Raw genomic sequence first — 19,875 nt, 5'->3', positions numbered from 1 at the left:
TGCCTCAAGCGCTACCTCGCCCGACGCCTCTACCGTCATCTCAACAACGCCGCCGCGGCCGAATTGGGGGTTGACGGGACATAGAAGCTTCATAGGAGTCGACCGTTCACCTGCGGTGACGCCCCGCGGGCGTGAAAATCGGTATAGGGGCTGTCCGCCGACACCGTTTGATGTTTGGGCTGTGAGCCCGCATAGGACTGGTGAGGGAGCCGTCCGAGGGGGGCCGCACACTGTCGCCTTGAGCACGCCGATCAGCTTCTCCGTTACCCCTTTGGCTTCCCGGGCAGCCCCTGCCTGCACCAGCACACCAGGGGGTATGTCATGGAGGAGTTGGGAGAAGACCACGACGACGGGACGGTCGCCAGGGTCGCGGCGATCGACATCGCGAAGGCGTCCGGGATGGTCTGCCTGCGCGTCCCGCACGACACCATCGAGGGCCGGCGTGTTCAGAAGGTCTGGACGGTCGCCTCGACCACGAACACGATCCTCGAACTCGGCGACCGGCTGGTCTGCCAGGGCGTCGAGCGGGTGGTCATGGAGGCGACAGGCTCGTACTGGCGCCCGTTCTTCTACCTGCTGGAGGCCCGCGGTCTGGACTGCTGGCTCGTCAACGCTCGTGACGTGAAGAACGTCCCCGGGCGCCCGAAGACCGACAAGCTGGACGCGGTCTGGCTGGCCAAACTCGCCGAACGCGGCATGGTCCGCGCCTCGTTCGTCCCACCCAAGCCGGTGCGACAGCTGCGGGACTACACCCGCACCCGCACCGTGTTCGTCCAGGAACGCACCCGGCACAAGCACCGGGTCGACAAGGCCCTGCAGGACGCACAGAACAAACTGTCCGGCGTCGTCTCGGACCTGTTCGGCATGTCCGGACGGGCCATGCTCGACGCGCTGGTCGCCGGAGAACGCAACCCGCGCACCCTGGCCGACCTCGCCAAGGGCAACCTGGTCAAGAAGAAACCGGCCCTCATCGAGTCCCTGACCGGGCAGTTCGAAGACCACCACGCCCGGCTGCTGCGGGTGCTGCTGTCCACCGTCGACCACCTCACCGCACAGATCGACGAACTCGACCGGCTGATCGCCCGGACAGTGGAAGAGATCACCACCCCGCCAGGCGGCACAGGCACCGGGGACGAGGCCACCGCGGTCAGTGCCCAGACTCTGGCCGAGAAGCTGGACGCCGTCCCTGGGATCGGGCCGGCCACCGCGCAGATCATCCTCGCCGAGATCGGCGCGGACATGAGCCGCTTCCCCACCCCTGGACACCTGGTGTCCTGGGCCAAGTTGTGCCCCCGCACGATCCAGTCCGGAGCAAAGAACACCTCGGGGCCGGCCGGGCAGGGAAACCCCTGGCTCAAGGGCGCCCTCGGCGAGGCCGCCAACGCCGCAGCCCGCACCGACACCTTCCTCCGTGCCCGCTACCGCCGCATCGTCAAACGCCGCGGCCATGCCAAAGCCCTGGTCGCCGTCGCCCGCTCGATACTCGTCATCGCCTGGCACCTGATCAACGACCCGGACGCCTTCTACCAGGAACTCGGTGCCGACTGGCATCGCCGTCACCTCGACCCCGCCCGCAAAACCCGCGACCTCGTCCGCCAGCTCCAGGCCCTCGGCCACCAAGTCGCGCTCAGCCCGGCATCAGCCTGACCGTCTCGTCTCACCGCCATCCGGTCCGCAAGCGGTCCGGATGCTGCCGCCTGCCCTCCCGCACGTCGATCTTCCGATCAGCATCAAGGTTCTCGAGGGCATGTCTGAATGGCAGAGCCGCCCTCTGGACTCCGTCTATCCGGTGGTCTTCATTGACGCCATCCACGTGAAAATCCGCGACGGCGCGGTCGCCAACCGCCCCATCTATGTGGCCCTGGCCGTGACCGCCGAGGGCCGAAGGGAGATTCTGGGCCTGTGGGCCGGCGATGGCGGTGAAGGCGCCAAGCACTGGCTGCACATCCTCACCGAGATCAAGAATCGCGGAGTGAGCGATGTGCTGATGCTGGTCTGCGACGGGCTCAAGGGTCTGCCCGAGGCGGTGGAAACGGTCTGGCCTCGCACCATCGTGCAGACCTGCGTGGTCCACCTGCTGCGGAACTCTTTCCGCTATGCCGCCCGCCAGGACTGGGAGAAGATCGCCGGGCTCCTCAAGCCCGTCTACACCGCGCCGACCGAAGAGGCCGCACTGGAGCGGTTCGCCGAGTTCGTCGACGCCTGGGGCAGGAAGTATCCGGCGATCGTGAAGCTGTGGGAGAACGCGTGGGAGGAGTTCACTCCGTTCCTGCGGTTCGAGCGTAGCGAGGAGATCGCGCAGCTCATCTCTGCAGAGAACGGGAAGCCGATCAAATGGGCTCGCGGTGAGGTCGGCCGTGCGGTGTCCGTGTTCAGGTTCGCCGCGGAGGAAGCCCGCCGTTTCAACAGCGGTGAGGCTCAGCGGCTGGACACCGACGCCGGCGGCCAGGGGCGGCTCGCGCTCACCCGTCGCTTCCCGAAGGGCGTTGTGCTGGGCATCACGCCGTTCAACTTCCCGCTGAACCAATGTGCCCACAAGGTCGCCCCGGCTATCGCGGCCGGCGCCCCGATCATCCTGAAGCCGGCGCCCAATACTCCGCTGTAGGGTCTGATCCTGGGTGACCTGCTTGCCGAGACCGAACTGCCGGCCGGTTCATGGAGCATCCTTCCCGTCGCCAATGACCGGATGCCGGGGCTGGTGCAGGACGAGCGCCTGCCCGTCATCTCGTTCACCGGCTCCGAAAGGGTCGGGTACGCCATCATGGACTCGGTTCCCAGGAAGCACTGCACACTGGAGCTCGGCGGGAACGGGGCGGCCGTGGTGTTGGCCGACTTTGCGAGCGACGAGGATCTTGACTGGGCCGCCAAGCGTATCGCTGTGTTCTCCAACTACCAGGGCGGGCAGTCCTGTATCTCCGTGCAGCGTGTCATAGCCGACGCCGCGGTGTACGACCGGCTGCTGCCGCGTATCGTGGCGGCCGTTGAGTCTCAGGTCACCGGGGACCCCTCGGATGACAGAACTGATGTGGGTCCGCTCGTCAGTGAGGACGCCGCATGCCGCGTCGAGTCGTGGGTCGACGAAGCCGTCGGTTCCGGGGCCACGCTGTACACGGGCGGCAAGCGGGAGGGCGCTTCGTACGCGCCTACGGTCCTCGCGGATGTTCCGGCAGACACGACCTTGGCCTGCGAGGAGGTCTTCGGGCCAGTTCTCACGGTCCTCAAGGTGTCCGGTGAGGCCGAGGCTTTCGCCGCTGTGAACGACTCCAAGTATGGCCTGCAGACGGGTGTGTTCACACGCGACCTGCAGGCTGCCTTCCGGGCACATCGGGCACTGGAGGTCGGCGGAGTCGTGATCGGCGACGTGCCCTCCTATCGCGCCGACCAGATGCCCTACGGCGGGGTCAAGCAGTCTGGTGTCGGCCGCGAAGGAGTGAAGTTCGCCATGGCGGATTACACCTACGAGCGCGTGCTGGTCCTTACTGACCTGGCGATATAGCAGTTCGCTCACAGCCCCCTGCGAGGCGAACGCTCGCCGGGAACGACGGTGCGAGGGGGCGTACGAGAGCCGTGCAGTACGACAGGACTGTGGGTGGCTCCGCTGTGCGGTTCGTCCAAGTCTGCGGACCGAGCAGCGCCAGTTCATCAGATGTCGTGCTGCATGCTCGGCGCCGGTGGTCGCGGAGGGCAGGCCGGCGTCCGGCTCGAACCCGCCGTCGCCGCCCCTTGTGCAGATCCGGCTGAGCAGTTCGGCATCCCGTGGTCCTCTCAGCCGGGCCATGGACCGAAGGAGCCACAGTGGACCAAGTGATGGCACACGAGGTCGACAACCATGTCTCCCCTGCTGCTCGTTCAGCTTTCGCACGCGCCTCGTTCGGTGCGTTTCATCGTCAAGACCCCTTGACGGGTGGCGCCCGCCGTCCTGGTGCTGTGACTGCTCGGGTTCGTCACGCTCTACTCGCGCGCGGGTGGCGGCCGCGGACGAGGTCAGCGGTGGTGATCTGACTCGCACGGACCATAGGAATGGGGCCCGGCCGTTCACGGCCGGGCCCCACTCATGTCGCTTACGCCGGTGCTGGCGCCCAGAAGCACACGTCATTCCTATGGCCGCAGCGACGGAGGGACTCGAGGTATTTCATGCCCTGAGATGCCCTGCCGGAGAGGCCCCATGTCTTCTGGCGCTTCCGCCGGCTGTATGAACTCGGTGGCTGCGGCGGCACGCACGGTCGTCGGCGCCGCCGCTGGCCAAAACCGCCGGGCGACGGTGCTCTGCTGATCATCTGTGTGTACGGCGTCCGACTCCACGCCCTCAGCCGATTCCGGGGGGCGCCGTGTGCCCGCACACCGGCGGGGCTGCGCTCGCCCGAAGGTTCGGTGTGACTACCGGTGTGACCGCGACGCGGTCACACTCTTGTCTTCGCTGGGACGGGCAAGCGCATCGTCTTGCGGCGCTCAGATCTGGTTGAGTCCGCCATCGACGAACAGCTCGGATCCGGTGACGAAGCTGCTCTCATTGCTGGCGAGGAACAGTGCGGCGGCTGCGGCCTCGTCCGGGTGCCCCATCCGGCCCAGCGGTATCTGGCTGGCGAAGGCGTCCCTCATCTTCGCGGCCTGGTCGGCGTCCGCGGCCAGGCCGGTGATGCCCGGGGTGACGATCGGGCCGGGCACCAGGGTGTTCACTCGGATTGCGCGGCCGCTGAGCTCGTTGGCCCAGGTGCGGGAGAAGGAGCGGACCGCGGCCTTGGACGCGGCGTACACGCCGAAGGCGGCGCCACCTGAGGTGGCAGCAGTCGATCCGGTCAGGATCACCGAGGCGCCGTCGTTGAGCAGCGGAATTGCCTTCTGAACGGTGAAGAGCATGCCTCGCACGTTGATGTTGAAAGTGGCGTCGAAGTGCTCCTCGGTGACCTGCTCAAGCGCGGCGAACTCACCGCCGCCCGCGTTGGCGAACAGTACGTCGATGGACCGGCCCCGCTCGGCGACAGCCGCGTAGAGGCGGTCGATGTCCGCGAGGTTCGCGACGTCGCCCCGGACGGCGGTGGCTTCCCCACCGATCTCGGCCAGCGCGGCGTCGAGAGCCTCCTGCCGACGGCCGGTGATGAACACGTGCGCGCCCTCACGCGCGAATCGCTTGGCTGTGGCCAGTCCGATTCCGCTGTTGCCTCCGGTGACGACTGCCGTCTTCCCGTCGAGCTGTCCCATGATCGCTTATCCCTGTCCGGTGCAAACGCCAAAAGTCGTGCACCATGTGTCGCTGCAGTGGTACAGCCCGGAGCGGACAGCCCCGGGCCACTTATGGACTGTACGGTAAAGAACCACGTTATGGACCGCTCGGGCAAAAACGTGACTGCATCCACACCGCCGAGCGGCAACGAGCCGGCCGACGCCGGTCCGCCCGCCGGGACGCTAGGACGCCGGGGCGCCGGGGCGCCGGGGCGCCGGGGCGCCGGGGGGAGTCGTGCGCCACACACCCCGCCACCACCCAGCCTGTCCCCCTGTGTGCCGCATGCAGCCGGGCGCTCACGATCTGGACCGATAGGTCAAGAAGGACGTATGCTGTTGAACATGGGACGACCGCGGAATTTCGACGAGAACCAGGTTCTGGAGTCTGCGCGCGAGCAGTTCTGGAATCAGGGGTACGCGGCGACGTCACTGCAGGACCTGACGGACGCCACCGGACTGGGCAAGGGGAGCCTGTACGGGGCCTTCGGCGACAAGCGGCAGCTGTTCCTGCACGTGCTGGACGGCTACCGCGACGAACAGCTCAACGGCGTCCGGGCGGTCCTGACCGGGCCCGGTACGGCCTTCGAACGCCTGACCCTGCTCGTTGAGGGCGTGGCCAAGGGATTCACGGAGGACCCGCAGCGGCGCGGCTGCCTTTTGGTCAACAGCACGTCCGAGCTGCACAGCAATGATCCGGACGTCGTCTCCCGGGCCCGGAGCAGCTACCAAGCGGTCGAAGATCTTCTGATCGCCTGCGTGAAGGAAGCCCAGGACGAGGGGGCGGTCGAACCGGGGGCGGACGCCCAGGAGGTCGGGCGGCTGCTCCTTGCCGTCATGCAGGGCATCGAGTTTCTCGCGAAGACCGGCATGGACGGCTCGGCTCTGCTGCAGATAAGCCAGGCCGCCCTCAAGCAGCTCTCCCGACACTGACCATCCTGCGGGCCAGCACCCTTCACAGGTGACCTGCCGACCGGCAGGGACCCGGGTGGGCCCGCTTGAGTCGGCTGCGAGCACGCGCATTACCTGCCCTCCGAGCACCCCCACGAGTGGCCCGGGCGCCCGCCCCAGCGCGGTTGACGGCCTGCCCCTTTCACCATGCCCTTGAGCAGGCACTCCGGCCGGGCGGCTGCGCCATCGACTGCGCCGCACGCGGGCCGGACGACGCTCCGGCAGCCGACGGCGCCGGCCCATTGCGCACGGGCCCTGACGGCAAAGTCTCCAGGCTACCCAAGTCCGCGCGGGACCTCGCTCGCGCCTCACTTCCGCACGCCGACGGCGATTCGCCAACTGGTGCATTGATCCACTGACTTCGCAATGCACCTGAAGAGGACACAAGTTCTTGACTGTACGGTCCATAAGGTCTACGTTTGGCCTACGACCCGCTGATTCGCTATTGCAAGTAGACGTCGGGTCGGCGGCAGACGGGCACAGACTGTTCCGCTGCACAGCACAGAGAAGCCGGGCGGAATGCGCGAGGGGTCTCGCGTGCCCCACCGCAAACGCCTGCACCCGCCCAACGAAAAGTGATCACCATGACCACCGCTGCCCAGCCGCCCTTCCCCTACAGCCTCCACAACGTGACGATTTCCGTCAGTGACCTCGACGCGTCGATCCAGTGGTGGAACCGGGTGTTCGGCCTCACCCTGCTGGCGAAGTCCCGCTTCGACGCCATCGGAGCGGACGTCGCCTTCCTGGAAGGTCCCGGGTTCCGGCTCGAGCTCCTTCAGCCCGCAGACGGTGTGCGGACCCCGAACTGACGGCAGAGCCCCCCGCCCACATCCGCCCGATCGGCAACAAGGCCCTGGTCTTCCGTGTCGAGGACCTCGCCAGCGTGACCCGCACCTTCCGTGATCTGGGCGTGACGACCGTCTGGGAGCAGATGGACCTCGGCGACGGCAGCATCTCGACCGCGATCCGCGACAACGACGGAAACCTCATCAACGTCTTCCAGCAGGGCGCAAGCCCGATCGGCTGACACGGCGAACCGATCGCCCAGGCTGCCGAGCCAGTTTCAGGCGCTCCGGACATGGTTGCCCGGGACATCTTTGAACCGTCCCTCCCGGGCGCCAATTCACAGCGCCACTGGCCGGCAGTGTCCTGGGTTAACGGCAGCGCCGCCGTTGACCCAGGACCGGGGGACGGCGCTAACTACGCGCGAACTCAAGCAGGTCTCTGTTGAAGATCTCGGCGTACTTGGGCACCATCGCAAGGCCATGAGGTGCGCCCTCGTAGACCTTGTACTGCGCGTCCTTGACGATCTTGGATGATTTGGCGCCCGCGGAGACGATGGGCACGATCTGGTCGTCGTCGCCGTGCACGATCAGTGTCGGCACATCGACCTTCTTCAGGTCCTCGGTCGTGTCCGTCTCGGAGAACGCCTTGATGCAGTCGTAGGCGCCCTTGATGCCGACGGTCATGCTCCAGAGCCAGAATTCGTCACGCGTTCCCTGGGAGACGGTCGAGCCCTCACGGTTGGCACCGTAGAACGGGGCACTGAGGTCCTTGTAGTACTGCGAGCGGTCCGTGAGCACACCCTGGCGGATCTCGTCGAACACCTCGATCGGCAGGCCCTCGGGGTTGGCTTCCGTCTTCAGCATCAGCGGCGGGATGGCGCCGAGCAGGACCAGTTTGGCGACCCGTGCCGTGCCGTGCCGGCCGATGTAGCGGGTGACTTCGCCGCCGCCGGTGGAGTGCCCGACCAGGATGATGTCGCGCAGGTCTTCGGTTTCGATTACCGCGGCCAGGTCGTCGGCGTAGGTGTCGAGGTTGTTGCCGTCCCAGGGCTGACCGGAGCGTCCGCCGCCGCGTCGGTCGTGGGCGACGGCGCGGAATCCGTTGTCCACCATGAGCTTCATCTGGGGGTCCCAGGCGTCGGCGGTGAGCGGCCAGCCGTGGGAGAAGACGACGGGTTGGCCCGAGCCCCAGTCCTTGTAGAAGATCTGCGTGCCGTCCTCGGCGGTGGCGAAGGGCATGGTTGCGCTCCTCTCGATGTCCGCTCGCGGGCCCCTTACGTCACGCCCTCCGGGGGTGTGACGGGAAAGCGGCGCCGCACGAGGTCAACATAATTGCGGGGCAGCGATTCAGCGCGTCTGGAAACACCGCTTCGGTACGAGTGGGACGGCCGTTGCCTGACAAGCGAGGAAGTGGTCTGTCTCGTACGGTGGTCCTTACATGCCGCGGGCACATCCACGGTCAGGAGAATTCACCGGTTACGCCACTCGAGTGAACTCCCGGGCACAGTCACCCACCCGCCCTGGACATCACCACCGGTGGCGGGCGGCAGCCAGGAGATCACCCGTCGTTCTACTCGTTGTGTGGCACGCGGAGGACAGAATATGAGATCCGACGTTGATGTGCTGGTCGTCGGTGCTGGTCCAGCGGGGTTGCTGCTCGCAGGTGACCTGGCCGAGGCCGGAGTGCGCTGCACCGTCGTGGAACGGCGAGAGGGGGAATCCCAGCTGACCCGCGCATTCGCCGTTCACGCCCGAACGATGGAGCAACTGGACGCCCGGGGCCTTGCCGACGACCTGCTGATGACCGGCCTGCGCAACCCGATCCTGCAATTCCTGCGGATCGATCTCTCGCACCTGCCTACGCGATACCCTCACGTACTCGTGACGCCCCAGTACAACACCGAGCGTCTGCTCCTGGCCCGCGCCCTGGAACACGGCGTCAACATCATGCGAGCGCATGAAGTGACCGGCGTCCAGCAAGACCCCACCGGTGTCGACGTCACCGTGAAGACACCAGCTGGCACTGAACAGAGCCTGCGCGCGGACTACGTCGTCGGCGCGGACGGACGGAACAGCTGCGTACGCCAGTCCCTCGGCCTCCCGTTCCCCGGCCGCTCCGCCGTTCGCTCCATGATGCTCGCAGACGTCCGCATGGCCGACCCGCCGAAGAAGCCGCCCACCGTGGCGGCAATCGGAGACGCCTTCGCCATCGTCGTCCCGTTCGGCGACGGCTGGTTCAGGGTCATGGCATGGAATCGCCACCACCCCATGCCCGACAACGCATCGGTCGACCTGGAGGAAATCAAAGACGTCGCACGCCAGGCGCTCGGCAGCGACTTCGGCATGCACGACCCCCGCTGGCTCTCCCGATTCCACAGTGACGAACGCCAGTCCCCCCGCTACCGGGTAGGCCGGGTGTTCCTCGTCGGCGACGCCGCCCACGTCCACTCCCCCGCCGGCGGCATGGGCCTCAACACCAGCATCCAGGACTCCGCGAACCTGAGCTGGAAACTCGCGGCCGTTCAGCGCGGCCGCGCACCAGACACTCTGCTCGACAGCTACCAGAACGAACGCCACCCGGTGGGACACCGGGTCCTGCGGATGAGCGGCGCACTGCTCCGCGGCGTCCTCACCACACCACGGGCACTGTGCGGCCTCCGTGACCTCTCAGCGCGTACGGTGCTGCAAACCCCGCCAGTGGCCCGACGACTGGCCAAGGCGATCTCGGGAATCGACATCTCCTACACCGCACCGGCCGGCGCACACCCCCTCGTCGGCAAGCGGGCACCTGACATCCCCCTCACCGACGGACGCAGACTCTACGAAGCCCTCCGCAAGCGACGGTTCGTCCTCGTCACACCGTCCGACACCGACCGCCTCCCCTCACTCATCACAGAGTGGACCGACGAGGTCGAGATCGTGTCCCCGAAGGGCGCCACCAAGAAATGCGTTCTGGTCAGACCAGACGCCTACATCGCATGGGCCATCTCAGACGAGTCACCAGAACATCGCATCACCGCGGCCCGCCGAGCACTGACCGAATGGTGCGGCACACAGGGCACCAGCTCCGTCGCCTCGTCACCGCGTTAGGATCCGTCTTCACACGGGTCTCGTTTTGAGCAGGAACGACGCAAAGGAGACCGCCGCTTCGCAGGAAGTGGCGGTCTTCCTGTCACGCTGGCCGCATCGGCCGCTCTCACCTCAGCAGTCGCAGACCGACCCACCCTTAAGGGCAGCGGGTGCCCGGGGGCACCCTCCACGCGCTCGTTCGCTACTCACCCGTCTCGTGTTCCGGACGGTCCGTGGCGACAGGCTCGTTGTAGGTGACCACGACCGGCGCGTTCGCCTCCGCCCGTGCGCGGTCGGAAGCCGCCGCGATCTCCTCGTAGGTCCATTCCCTGTACAGACGCTCTCCGTGGGCATCGGTGATGTCGATGACCAGGCCGGTCCAGTCCTCAGCGGGCCGTTCGGGGACGAGCCCCAGTTCGTACGTGGCGTCCTGAAGGAGGGATTCGGTGACGCGTATGCCTGTGAGTCTCTCGGCCAGAGCGAGGACCGCCGCCTTCCCGTCGACGGTCGGGGCGTTCTCGTCGTGCTCTCCCTCTGAAGTCAGGGGGAAGCCGACTTCCCGCAGCAAAGGAACCAGTTCATCGGGGCTGCTGCCATCACGCGACGAGGGGCCCTCAAACGTCGTACGGAGCTCACCGTCCTTAGTGGGCGGTTCGTAAGGTGATGTCCGTTTCTGGGTGAGGCTGGGCAAGGTCGCTGGTGGAGGTTCCGTCGGCTATGGCTTCCTGGCGAAGTTGCCGGTGTCGACCTCGGTGAGGATCCCGAGTTTGACCAGGCGTTTCAGCTTGGCGCGAGTGCCTTCGACGTTCTTCGGCAGCAGTTCGTGGCCGAGGGCTTCGCAGACGTCCTTGGCCCGTAGCGGCCCGGTCGCGTGGTTGAAGGCGGCGAGAATGCGGGGGTAGTCCGGGTGCTCGGGCAGGTCCGGTGTGTGGGCCGGGAGCCGGTCGGCGAGGCCGGTGATGGTCTTGCGGGTGATCGCGAGATGCTCCAGGTGGGTCTCGGCCTCCCGCAGCCGGGTCTGCAGGTCGTCGATCTGTGCGCGGAGGTCGTCGGCCAGGGCCCGGGCGGCGTCTTCCTGGAGGTCCAGGGCGTCGAGGAGGGGCTCGATGTTCACGCTGCCACCGCCTGCGTCTCGCGCCAGGTGGGGGCGTTCGCGCCGGTGAGGCGTCGGGTCATGACGTGGGTCATCGCCCAGTAGACGCGGGAAGCCGGGGAGGAGGGGCGGTGCTCGTAGTCGCGGACCAGGCGCCGGTGCAGTATCAGGATCCCGTAGGTCTGCTCGACCCTCCACCGCTTCGGCTGCGGCACGAACCCCTTGACCTGCGGGTTGCGTTCGACGATCTCGACGTCGATGCCCAGGTCGGCGCCGTGCATGACGACCTGATTCTTGAAGCCCTGGTCGACCAGGGCTTTGCGCACGGTTCCGCCGGCGTGCTCGGCGACCTGGTCAAGCAGGACGATGCCCGCGGCGTTGTCGTGGGTGTTCGCAGCGAGGACGACGACCGTGATGACCAGGCCGAGGACGTCCACGGCCAGGCCGCGCTTGCGGCCGGGCACCCGCTTGGCCGGATCGTGGCCACTCGTGGAGGCGGGGACCCCGGCGGCCACGTGGACACTCTGGGTGTCCAGCACCACCAGGGTCGGGTCCTCTAATCGCCGGGCCCTCTCCCGGACCTGGCAGCGCAGGAGTTCATGAATGACCTGGTCGGTCCCGTCGTCCCGCCAGGCGGCGAAGTAGTAGTACGTCGCGCTCTTCTGCGGCAGGTCGTGCGGGAGATAGGCCCACTGGCAACCGGTCCGCCCCTGGTAGAGGATGGCGTTCACGATCTCTCGCATGTCGTAGGCGCCCTGATGACCGCTGACCGAGCGGTGCCGGTCCTTCCACGCGGTGATCACCGGCTCGATCAACGACCACTGCTCGTCCGATAAGTCACTCGGGTACGGCTTGCGTTCACTCACCCGGTCACATCACCAGATCACCAACGAACCACCCACTCAAAGAAGTTCCCCGATTTTCTGGTGTGATGGGAGGTCCCGTGTCCTGGTCTGCGGGCACGGTTTGACCCGCCCATGGGCGCGCAAGGGCGAATGGGCATGTCGCCGAAGGCGGCGATCTCGTCGGCGGTAATGCCGAGCCGGCTGCTCCACGCGAGGAGTGTGGCGGCCTTGGTGACGCCGGGCGCGCTGAACTCCACCAGCGACAAACCCGTGGAGTGGGTCGTCTCGGCACTGCTGCCGGCACTGCGTCGCGCCTGCTCGTAGAAGACGTCGAGGGGCAGTGTGGGGTGGTGGGCGAGGAGCTTGAGTACATGGCGGCCCGGCGCCGGCGTGAGCAGGTCCTCGGCGGGACCGATTAGCTCGACGGCCTCTTCGCCGAACGACCAGTTGGGGTAGTCAGGTTCGTGGCCGTATGCCGTCTCGTATTCCACGGCGAAGGAGACGCCGGGCACGGCATCGCGCAGTCGCGTCACGAGTTCGGTCGCCGTGTCGGACCGTATTGGGGAGATGTGGATCGTGGTTGCGTCCGGCGCGTACAGTGCGGCGCCGTTGGCGGCGATGACGTAGTGCCGTCCGATGGTCTCCAGCAGGGCGGGAACGCACCGTGGCGGTGACGAGGGCGATGCGGATGCCGGCCTTGCTCGCCGCGGTCAGGGCGGCCCGGGTGCGCTGGGACAGGCTGCCGTCGCTGTGCAGAAGTGTGCCGTCGAGGTCGGTCGCCACCAGCTTCGGCCGGGGATGCGGCGGGGAGGCTGGAGTCGGCGTCGGCGTTGGCGTCGTTGTCATGGTGCACTTTCCGGACCGGGAGCGGGCTGGTCGAGTGGGCCGGGCGCGGGGCCGCACGGGGCTGGGCGTGGCGCCGCATGGGTCTTTGGGGCCTGGTGGCGGAGGATGCGCTCAGTCGGTGTGGCTGGGACGGCGGGCGAGGAGGCCGGCCGTGGTGAGCAGGGCGAGCAGGACCGCGGTGAACCAGGTCATCGCGGTGGTCATGGTGGTGTAGCGGGTGGCGATGCCGATGGCGATGGCGGGCAGGGCGAGGCCGAGGTAGGAGATGAGGAAGAGGCCGGCGAGGGCTTCGCCGCGTTTGGCCGGGGTGGCCATGGCGACGACGGTGCCGACGGCGGATTTGAACAGGACTCCGGCGCCGATGCCGGCCGTGATGCCGGCCACCAGGAACAGGGTGAGGCTGGCGGTGTGCATGCCGATGGCGAGTGCGGTCGCCCCGGCGGCCTGGGCGTACAGACCGATGTTCCTGCGCAGTGTGGCGTCGAGGCGGCTGGTGAGGGTCTGGGCCGCGGCGGAGGCGCCGAACACGGCGAACACGGTCAGTCCGGCCAGTGCGCGGGAGGGGTGGTGCAGGGTGTGGCCGACGAATCCGGGGGCCAGCGAGGTGAACAGGCCGAAGACCGCGAAGGACGCAAAGCCCGCGGCCGCGGCGGCCAGGTATCCGGCGGGGTCGCCGTGGTCGGTGGTGATGCGCTGCGGCCGGTAGGCGGGCCTGACGGACTGCACCTGGACCGTTTCGGGGGTGAGCGCGACCGCGGCGATGCTGATCAGCAGCAGGGCGCCGAAGACGAGGTAGGGCAGGCGCAGGGGGGCGTCGAGGTACTGGGCGAGAAGGCCGGCGATGAGCGGGCCGAAGCCGAGGCCGCCGATGTTGGCCGCGGTGGAGACGATCTCGAAGCGCTGCGGCGAGGCGTCGGGGCGGTGTGCGGTGTGCAGGTCGTGCAGGTGCGCGGTGGCGGTCGCGGTGAGCATGCCGACCCCGAGGCCGGTGACCAGCCGTGCGAGGAGAAGGAGCGGCAGGGATGGCTGGGTGAGGAACAGTGCGGCGGCGACCAGTTCGAGGGTCAGCGCCGTGATCAAAACCTTGCGTCGGCCGACCCAGTCCGAGATGTGCCCGGCCAGCAGCAGGCTGGCCAGGACGCCGAGGGCGTAGACGGCGAACACAATGGTGACGGTGAAGGTGGAGAAGCCGTCGCGTGCCTGGTAGAGGGGGTACAGCGGCGTCGGGACGGTGGAGAACGCCATGGCCGTGACGAACGCCGAGGCGATCAGCCAGAACCCGACCCCGTGCCTGCGGGCCGAGTGCCGGGCAGCGATCTGCTGGCCGGGTGCCCGGCGAACGAGCCGGGGGGCGGACAACGACATGGGGGTGCTCCGTTTTCGTGAGTGCTCCGAGTGGTGACGGTGGCCGGCCGGCGTCGCCTGGGACCGACGCCGACCGTGAAACTCAAGTCGCTGAAGGACGGGTTCGCTGCCCCGGGCCGGACGGCCCGGGGCGGGCGAAGGGTTTCAGGCCAGCCGGCCGCGGGCCTCGGCCCACTTGACCTCGGCGCCGGCGCCCTCGGACCCGGTGGCCTCCGCCTGGGCGCGGGCCACGGACTCCATGACGGCGGCGTAGCCTGGGCTGACGCTCGCGTAGATGCCGCCCCAGGCGGCCCAGTCCTCGCGGGCCCAGGTCTTCTGCAGCTCGGCCGCCACACCCAGGACGTCGATGACCTTGACGCCCGCGCGGCTCAGGCGCTCGATCGAGATCCGCTGTGCCTCGTCGGAGTAGGTGCCGGAGGCGTCGATGACGGCGTACACGTCGTATCCCTCGGCGAGGGCGGCCAGCGCGGGCTCGACGACGCAGACGCTGGTCATGATGCCGGCGACGAGGAGGGTGCGGCGGCCGGTCTGCGCGACGGCGCTACGGAAGCCCTCCACGTCCCAGGCGTTGATCTCACCGTGACGCTGGACGTAGGTCGCCTGGGGGGCGTTGTCGAAGACCTCGGGGATCAGCGGGCCGTTCGGGCCCTCGGGGACCGACGCGGTGGCGATCACCGGGGCGCCGGCCAGGGTGGCGGCCTTGGCCAGAACAGCCACGTTGTTGCGCAGCTCGTGGATGTTGGTGTGGTTGACGATCTGCAGCAGACCGCTCTGGTGGTCCACCAGCAGAACCGCGGCGTCGGCCGGGTCGATGAGGCCGTTGTTCGACATGACGTCTCCTTGCTTCAAGGGCGGGCATCCGGCACCGGGCCGGATGCCCTGGTTCACCGGCAGCTCCCTCGCTGCCGACGACCTCTTCAACCTCGTGCCACCGCCACCGCTTCCCATGTCGAGAAGATGGATAAAGATGACGGTAATCTCTGTCGGAGATATCCTGGAGTCAGCGGGCCGGGAGGGGGTACGGAGGCGGAATGGATCTTCGACAGATGGAGGTCGTCGTCGCGGTCGCCGAGGAGGGCGGCTTCAGCGCGGCGGCACGACGCCTGCACGTGGTGCAGTCCGCGGTCTCCACCACGGTGCGCACCCTTGAGCGCGAGCTGGGCGCACCGCTCTTCCACCGGACCACCCACCGGGTATCCCTCACCCCGGCCGGCCAGGCGTTCCTCCCGGCCGCCCGCGCCGCACTGCGGGCCACCGAGGAAGCCCGCGCCGCCGTCGACCTCGTCAAAGGAGAGCTGACGGGAGAGATCACGATCGGCGTCATGCAGGGCCTCCACACGGGCCTCGCCCAGGCACTGGCCGCCTTCCGCCACCAGCACCCACAGGTAACGCTCAGGCTTCGCCAGGCACCGGCCGACGACATCCTGCAGGCACTGCGCGACGGCACCACGGACGTGGCCGTCGCGGCACTGGACCGCCCCCAGCAACGAGGATTGGCCACACGCGTGCTGAAGGAGGAGGAGATGGTCCTGATCACGGCACCGAGCCGCGCCATGGAAGGCGAGCGACCGGTCACCCTCGCCGAGGCCGCCGCCCTGCCACTGGTGGAATTCCCCGCCGGCTGGGCCATCCGGCACTCGGTCGACCGGGCCTTCCACGCGGCCCTCGTCGACCGCACCGCCACCTTCGAGGTCAACGACATCCTGGCCGCCACCGACCTGGTCCGCCAGGACCTCGGCGTGTGCATCATGCCCACATCCCTGGCCGCCCGCTTCCCCGACCTCACGCCACACCACTTCACCCAACACGCACCCACCTGGAAGGTGATGGTGGTACACCCCCGAGGGCAGGTGTCCCCAGCCGTCACCGCCCTGCTGCGCCACATCAAGTAGGCAGAGGCACGGCACCCGGGTCTGTCCAGTGAACGGCCCTGTCTCGCATTCGGTGGTGACGGAGCGTCGTAATAGGTCGTTGACATTCGTGTGAGGGATGTCAATGAGCTTGTGCAGACGGTCTTCTCGGGCCTGTCCCCGCTGGTCATCGAGGACGTGGCCGACGAAGGTGAGCGGATCCTGGTGCGGGCGGACTCCGCTGGACACCGCGGTCTGCCCGGTGTGCGGGGCCTCGTCGGAACGCGTGCACGGCTATCACTGGCGGACCGTCGCGGACGTGCCGGTCGATGAACGACGGGTGGTGGTCCGTGTGCGGGTGCGGCGTCTGGTGTGTCCCACCCGCGGCTTTCGTCGGACGTCGCCTTCGCACGCAGGTTCCTCAGTTCCTCGTTCATCTCCGGGTGAGCAGCGATGAAGCCGGCGGCCCGTGAGTCGGTGGACTTGCCCCGCAGCACCGGCAGGCTGTACCGGCTGATCAGCTCCTCGTCCAGGCCGGATGCGGTGGACCTTCTTCCAGCAGCTGGTCATCTCGACGAAGGAGCGGCTGATGTCCATGCCGCTCGCGTCGAAGAGAACCGACAGGACGAGCACGGCCGGGCGCCCCTCCGCCTTGACTCTCGCCTTCACCTGCCGGTCCAGGCTCTCCGAGGAGTACCCGCCCAGCGGCAGCACCGGCACGCCGATCTCGTCGAACCACGCCTGGATGAGCCCGGCGAGCGCGTTCTTCTCCGCCCCGAGCCACAACGCGACCGGCTGCCCGGCCGTGCGGTCCACCCGGTACTGCTCGGCCAGCGCCTGAACCCCGTCCTTGGGGCTCTCCCACGATGTCGGCTGCAAGACCCCCGCGGCCCCGGTCGAACAGGGGCGGGAACTCCCCGGCGCGTCGGCGGTCCGCCGTCTCGGCCGACAGCTTCTTGTACGCGTAGTCGGAGTTCGGGATCAGCCCCTCCATCAGCAGCTTGTAGAAGATCTGCCTCAAGGTGACGGGGATGGTGTACGAATCCACGATCTCGGCGGCCCGCGCGATCACCGGCGGCCACTTGATCTGCGCCATGCCCAGGGCAACGGAATGCGGACATGTCCTCATTCCCGGCCTTGGGGACCAGTGCCGAAGCCCCGTCCGGGCGAGGTGTACAAGTGACCGGCCGCCGCCCCGGCGTGCCGGGGCGGCGGCGCGGGAGACGCGCGGTCCGCTCAGGAGCAGGGGACCGTGATCTGGTAGGCGCGCTCCCCCGAGTCGATGGAGGGGCTGTCCGTCCAGTACGCCCCGTTCTGGAAGAACCGCATACTGACGGTGTACTCGCCACATTCCGACAGAGGGCCGACGTTGATCATGTCGTCCTTCGAGCCGGTGCGGGACGTCTGGCCGACCAGGTACGTGTCGTACGACAGCACCTTGCCCTTGGAGTTGCTCACCGTTCCCGTCGCGCGCCAGTTGGCCGGGTAGTTGCTGCTGGCGTTGTACCAGGCGCCGCCCCAGTAGTAGGTGTTCGTGTCGGTCTCGCCCCTGACGTGGGCTTTCTGCGAGGCGTCGACGACGAGGCACACACGGGCATCGGCGTAGGTCCAGTTCTTCGCGCCGTAGTGGCCCTCCCACGGCGTGCAGTAGGTGCCCGCGACCGGCGGTTCCGAGGCAGCCGTCGCCGATGCTGGGGCTCCTTGGAGCAGGAAGGCCGTGATCGCGGCCATGGCCACACCTGTCGCGCGCCGGGCAAGCGCCCGCGTCCGGAGATTCGACAAGGGAGGTCCTCTCGAGTTGAGCAGTGTTCTTGTGCATACCGCCCAACGATCTTCGAAGGCCCGGGGCCACGCCTCTTTCGGGTGGTGGCCGGGAACTTGGTCGACGGCACGTTCTTCGGACATCGGCTGAGGACATCCGGCCGTACGACCGTGGCACCGAAGGCGCGACGCCGTGCCCGGACCAGCTCCCAAGGCCAAGATCGATCTCATCGATACTGGCTGCTCCGTTGGCCCCCACGGCCGATTCCGACCCCAGTGCGCCTTCACCTGAACAGCTCACTCACCTGGCTGATCCCCGACAGCCGCATCCTCACTGGTCAGTCCCTTGCCGATCTCGCCCCAGAACAGCCGCTCGATCTCGCGCCGAGTCGAGGGCCGTCCCGGCGACTTCATCGGGGACCGACCCGTCAACTCCGCCATCCAACCCGCTGGTCGTCCCACAACACACCTCTCTGATCAGGAGTGTTGCTACGACGGGTCTGTGTAGCGAACGGTGGAACTCAGTCGGATTTGTTCAGCGGCGTCCGGCGGTGAGCCGGCCGTCGAAGGTGATGTCGAAGGCTTGGAGTGCGGCCTTCCAGCGCATGGTCCAGCGTTTGCGTCCGGTGCCGGTCGGGTCCAGGCTCATGACGGCCAGGTAGACGCATTTGAGGGCGGCCTGGTCGGTGGGGAAGTGTCCCCGGGCCCGGACGGCCTTGCGGATGCGCGCGTTGATGCTCTCGATCGCGTTGGTGGTGCAGACGATCTCGCGGATCTCCACGTCGAACCGGAGGAAGGTCACGAACTCCGCCCAGGCCGCCTCCCAGAGCCGGACGATCGCCGGATACTTCCCGCCCCAGGCGTCGGTGAACTCCCTCCGGTATGCGCAGGCCACGGTGGCCACCGTGCAGCGATCAGCAGGCGGTCAGTGGTTCGCACGCCTCGCCACTGACGGGCTTCCCGCCGACGCCACAGACCTCGCCGACAGCCCGCAGGAAGCGGCGGACCGGGGAGCGATCCTGTTCTCCGCGCTCACCGGCACGCCGTACGGCGCACCACCCACCCCCGCTCTCGACGAGGACGTACGGACCCGGGCGGACCTGTTGCGCGGCGAACTGCGGGACGCGGCCCAGTGGCACCGCGGCGCGCTCACCTACGCCGCGGCCCGGGTCCGGCCGATCCCGAACATGGCGCCGATCGCGGCACCGAGCCCCATCGGCTCGCGGCCACGCCGGACCACCTGGGTCGTGCGCGGCTTCGGCTGCGCCGTCGCGGCACGGCCGCCGCCGTTCTTTGCGCCGCCACCTTGGCAGCGCGCAGGGCAACGTGGGCCAGGTCGACGCCGCTGAGCTGCGGGTTCTCGGTCATCACGCCGCCCACCGGGCTGAGCAGAGGCTCGGGCCGGTCGCTCGATGGCCGGCGGTCGGCGGCGTATCTGTTCTGGATGTGGGCCCGGCGGGGGCGGTGCACTGGGTGCGGATCAGCGGGCGATCGAGATCGCGAAGGGCGCGAATCCGCTGGACCGAATCACGTGCGGTACGAACAGTATCGCGCCCTCTGTGGCGCGGGCGGTCTGGATCCCGCCGAGATCAGTGATCCACTCCTTGCGCCAGCCGAGGTTGATGAGCAGTTCACGGACGGTCTGCTTGGCCTGCGGGTCGTCGCCGGAGAGGAAGGCGTCGGGCGCCTGGGTGAGCGTGGCCGGTGCGGTCATCACCGGGAAGAGCATGGTGTTGAGTGTTTTGACGACGCGCGTTTCGGGGAGCGTTTCTTGGAGTTGCTCGGCGAGGCTCGAGCCGGGGTAGATCAGGGCGGCGGGCAGTCCGTCCGGTCCGTCGACGGTGGCGTTGGAGACGTCGACGAGGATCTTGTCGCGCAGTGCCTCGCGCAGAGCTGCGAGCCGGTCCAGCGAGCCGGCTCCCGGGGTGGCGTTGATGACGATGCGGGCTGTCCGGGCAGCGTCGGCGGCGGCGCCCGGCGCGCGGTCCGCCACGGTCACCTCATGCCCTTCCCGGGTGAGGGCTGTGGCCAGGTTGCCGCCGACGCGGCCATTTCCGAGAACTGCGATCATGGTCATGCTGATCTGGTCCTTC

At 68.1% G+C, this 19,875-nt stretch carries 17 protein-coding genes and 6 pseudogenes; 11 read left to right on the top strand and 12 right to left on the bottom strand.

Going from position 1 to position 19,875, the window contains the following annotated elements; all coding sequences use genetic code 11:
• Window positions 1–321 precede the first annotated feature (321 nt).
• The 3 genes and pseudogenes from ACFYOH_RS37390 (at window position 322) to ACFYOH_RS37380 (ending at window position 3,496) form a co-directional block, all read left to right on the top strand.
• Entirely contained in the window at window positions 322–1,647 is a 1,326-nt protein-coding gene (locus ACFYOH_RS37390) for an IS110 family transposase (RefSeq protein WP_388635166.1), read from the top strand.
• Window positions 1,648–1,723: 76 nt separating this feature from the next.
• Window positions 1,724–2,320 (top strand): annotated as a pseudogene (locus tag ACFYOH_RS37385) (IS256 family transposase); the annotation flags it as partial.
• Window positions 2,294–3,496, top strand: a pseudogene (locus tag ACFYOH_RS37380) (aldehyde dehydrogenase family protein). The pseudogenes ACFYOH_RS37385 and ACFYOH_RS37380, both read left to right, overlap by 27 nt.
• 953 nt (window positions 3,497–4,449) lie before the next feature.
• Here the strand turns inward: ACFYOH_RS37380 and ACFYOH_RS37375 are convergent.
• Window positions 4,450–5,199 carry a glucose 1-dehydrogenase gene (locus tag ACFYOH_RS37375; protein WP_031026510.1) on the bottom strand — a complete coding sequence of 250 codons (750 nt, stop codon included), beginning with the start codon at window positions 5,197–5,199 and terminating at the stop codon, window positions 4,450–4,452.
• A 363-nt stretch (window positions 5,200–5,562) separates the two neighbouring features.
• Between ACFYOH_RS37375 and ACFYOH_RS37370 the strand changes: the two genes are divergently transcribed.
• From ACFYOH_RS37370 to ACFYOH_RS37360, 3 genes are all read left to right on the top strand, one after another.
• Complete coding sequence (locus tag ACFYOH_RS37370) at window positions 5,563–6,150, top strand: TetR/AcrR family transcriptional regulator (RefSeq protein ID WP_388635163.1); 588 nt, start codon at window positions 5,563–5,565, stop codon at window positions 6,148–6,150.
• A 602-nt stretch (window positions 6,151–6,752) separates the two neighbouring features.
• Entirely contained in the window at window positions 6,753–6,977 is a 225-nt protein-coding gene (locus ACFYOH_RS37365) for a VOC family protein (RefSeq protein WP_388635161.1), read from the top strand.
• A gap of 74 nt (window positions 6,978–7,051) precedes the next feature.
• Entirely contained in the window at window positions 7,052–7,195 is a 144-nt protein-coding gene (locus tag ACFYOH_RS37360; RefSeq protein WP_388635159.1) for a VOC family protein, read from the top strand.
• 169 nt (window positions 7,196–7,364) lie between these two features.
• Here ACFYOH_RS37360 and ACFYOH_RS37355 read toward each other — a convergent pair whose 3' ends face one another.
• Window positions 7,365–8,192 carry an alpha/beta fold hydrolase gene (locus ACFYOH_RS37355; protein ID WP_388635157.1) on the bottom strand — a complete coding sequence of 276 codons (828 nt, stop codon included), beginning with the start codon at window positions 8,190–8,192 and terminating at the stop codon, window positions 7,365–7,367.
• A gap of 297 nt (window positions 8,193–8,489) precedes the next feature.
• Here ACFYOH_RS37355 and ACFYOH_RS37350 point away from each other — a divergent pair, with 297 nt between their 5' ends.
• Window positions 8,490–10,043 carry an FAD-dependent monooxygenase gene (locus tag ACFYOH_RS37350; protein ID WP_388635155.1) on the top strand — a complete coding sequence of 518 codons (1,554 nt, stop codon included), beginning with the start codon at window positions 8,490–8,492 and terminating at the stop codon, window positions 10,041–10,043.
• A 181-nt stretch (window positions 10,044–10,224) separates the two neighbouring features.
• On the opposite strand, the pseudogene ACFYOH_RS37345 reads toward ACFYOH_RS37350, so the two are convergent.
• The 7 genes and pseudogenes from ACFYOH_RS37345 to ACFYOH_RS37315 form a co-directional block, all read right to left on the bottom strand.
• Window positions 10,225–10,665, bottom strand: a pseudogene (locus ACFYOH_RS37345) (DUF6461 domain-containing protein); the annotation flags it as partial.
• Window positions 10,666–10,737: 72 nt separating this feature from the next.
• The gene (locus tag ACFYOH_RS37340; RefSeq protein ID WP_388635153.1) at window positions 10,738–11,136 is read right to left on the bottom strand and encodes a hypothetical protein; all 399 of its coding nucleotides are present in this window, start codon (window positions 11,134–11,136) and stop codon (window positions 10,738–10,740) included.
• Window positions 11,133–11,981: an IS5 family transposase gene (locus ACFYOH_RS37335; RefSeq protein WP_388635151.1), complete on the bottom strand. Its 849-nt coding sequence runs from the start codon at window positions 11,979–11,981 to the stop codon at window positions 11,133–11,135. The genes ACFYOH_RS37340 and ACFYOH_RS37335 overlap by 4 nt, the downstream gene beginning before the upstream one ends.
• A 17-nt stretch (window positions 11,982–11,998) precedes the next feature.
• On the bottom strand, window positions 11,999–12,559 hold the full coding sequence (locus ACFYOH_RS37330; RefSeq protein ID WP_388635182.1) for an HAD hydrolase family protein: 561 nt from the start codon (window positions 12,557–12,559) through the stop codon (window positions 11,999–12,001).
• A gap of 121 nt (window positions 12,560–12,680) precedes the next feature.
• A pseudogene (locus ACFYOH_RS37325) lies at window positions 12,681–12,806 on the bottom strand (hydrolase); the annotation flags it as partial.
• 111 nt (window positions 12,807–12,917) lie between these two features.
• The gene (locus tag ACFYOH_RS37320; protein ID WP_388635149.1) at window positions 12,918–14,171 is read right to left on the bottom strand and encodes an MFS transporter; all 1,254 of its coding nucleotides are present in this window, start codon (window positions 14,169–14,171) and stop codon (window positions 12,918–12,920) included.
• 144 nt (window positions 14,172–14,315) lie between these two features.
• Complete coding sequence (locus ACFYOH_RS37315) at window positions 14,316–15,002, bottom strand: isochorismatase family protein (RefSeq protein ID WP_099935065.1); 687 nt, start codon at window positions 15,000–15,002, stop codon at window positions 14,316–14,318.
• 200 nt (window positions 15,003–15,202) lie between these two features.
• Between ACFYOH_RS37315 and ACFYOH_RS37310 the strand changes: the two genes are divergently transcribed.
• From ACFYOH_RS37310 to ACFYOH_RS37300, 3 genes and pseudogenes are all read left to right on the top strand, one after another.
• Entirely contained in the window at window positions 15,203–16,063 is an 861-nt protein-coding gene (locus tag ACFYOH_RS37310; protein WP_388635147.1) for a LysR family transcriptional regulator, read from the top strand.
• A gap of 84 nt (window positions 16,064–16,147) precedes the next feature.
• Window positions 16,148–16,421, top strand: a pseudogene (locus ACFYOH_RS37305) (transposase family protein); the annotation flags it as partial.
• A 138-nt stretch (window positions 16,422–16,559) separates the two neighbouring features.
• Window positions 16,560–16,862, top strand: a complete 303-nt coding sequence (locus ACFYOH_RS37300; protein ID WP_388635145.1) for a hypothetical protein — start codon at window positions 16,560–16,562, stop codon at window positions 16,860–16,862.
• Between the two features lie 395 nt (window positions 16,863–17,257).
• Here the strand turns inward: ACFYOH_RS37300 and ACFYOH_RS37295 are convergent, their stop codons facing one another.
• Complete coding sequence (locus tag ACFYOH_RS37295; protein WP_388635143.1) at window positions 17,258–17,752, bottom strand: hypothetical protein; 495 nt, start codon at window positions 17,750–17,752, stop codon at window positions 17,258–17,260.
• A 565-nt stretch (window positions 17,753–18,317) separates the two neighbouring features.
• Window positions 18,318–18,683, bottom strand: a pseudogene (locus ACFYOH_RS37290) (transposase); the annotation flags it as partial.
• Between the two features lie 4 nt (window positions 18,684–18,687).
• Here ACFYOH_RS37290 and ACFYOH_RS37285 point away from each other — a divergent pair.
• The gene (locus ACFYOH_RS37285; RefSeq protein ID WP_388635141.1) at window positions 18,688–19,131 is read left to right on the top strand and encodes a hypothetical protein; all 444 of its coding nucleotides are present in this window, start codon (window positions 18,688–18,690) and stop codon (window positions 19,129–19,131) included.
• Between the two features lie 131 nt (window positions 19,132–19,262).
• On the opposite strand, the gene ACFYOH_RS37280 is transcribed toward ACFYOH_RS37285, so the two are convergent.
• Window positions 19,263–19,859 carry an NADPH-dependent F420 reductase gene (locus ACFYOH_RS37280; protein WP_388635139.1) on the bottom strand — a complete coding sequence of 199 codons (597 nt, stop codon included), beginning with the start codon at window positions 19,857–19,859 and terminating at the stop codon, window positions 19,263–19,265.
• Window positions 19,860–19,875 lie beyond the last annotated feature (16 nt).

This window comes from Streptomyces sp. NPDC007856, from assembly GCF_042868225.1.
In the GTDB taxonomy this organism is placed as follows: domain Bacteria; phylum Actinomycetota; class Actinomycetes; order Streptomycetales; family Streptomycetaceae; genus Streptomyces.
This window is presented reverse-complemented; position numbering and strand designations above follow the sequence as displayed.

Bases quoted from the DNA above. Each gene is read 5' to 3' on its own strand.
- ACFYOH_RS37390 (WP_388635166.1), top strand. From the start codon at position 322: ATGGAGGAGTTGGGAGAAGACCACGACGACGGGACGGTCGCCAGGGTC.
- ACFYOH_RS37375 (WP_031026510.1), bottom strand. From the start codon at position 5,199: ATGGGACAGCTCGACGGGAAGACGGCAGTCGTCACCGGAGGCAACAGC.
- ACFYOH_RS37370 (WP_388635163.1), top strand. From the start codon at position 5,563: ATGGGACGACCGCGGAATTTCGACGAGAACCAGGTTCTGGAGTCTGCG.
- ACFYOH_RS37365 (WP_388635161.1), top strand. From the start codon at position 6,753: ATGACCACCGCTGCCCAGCCGCCCTTCCCCTACAGCCTCCACAACGTG.
- ACFYOH_RS37355 (WP_388635157.1), bottom strand. From the start codon at position 8,192: ATGCCCTTCGCCACCGCCGAGGACGGCACGCAGATCTTCTACAAGGAC.
- ACFYOH_RS37320 (WP_388635149.1), bottom strand. From the start codon at position 14,171: ATGTCGTTGTCCGCCCCCCGGCTCGTTCGCCGGGCACCCGGCCAGCAG.
- ACFYOH_RS37315 (WP_099935065.1), bottom strand. From the start codon at position 15,002: ATGTCGAACAACGGCCTCATCGACCCGGCCGACGCCGCGGTTCTGCTG.
- ACFYOH_RS37310 (WP_388635147.1), top strand. From the start codon at position 15,203: ATGGATCTTCGACAGATGGAGGTCGTCGTCGCGGTCGCCGAGGAGGGC.
- ACFYOH_RS37300 (WP_388635145.1), top strand. From the start codon at position 16,560: ATGCGGTGGACCTTCTTCCAGCAGCTGGTCATCTCGACGAAGGAGCGG.
- ACFYOH_RS37295 (WP_388635143.1), bottom strand. From the start codon at position 17,752: ATGGCCGCGATCACGGCCTTCCTGCTCCAAGGAGCCCCAGCATCGGCG.
- ACFYOH_RS37280 (WP_388635139.1), bottom strand. From the start codon at position 19,859: ATGACCATGATCGCAGTTCTCGGAAATGGCCGCGTCGGCGGCAACCTG.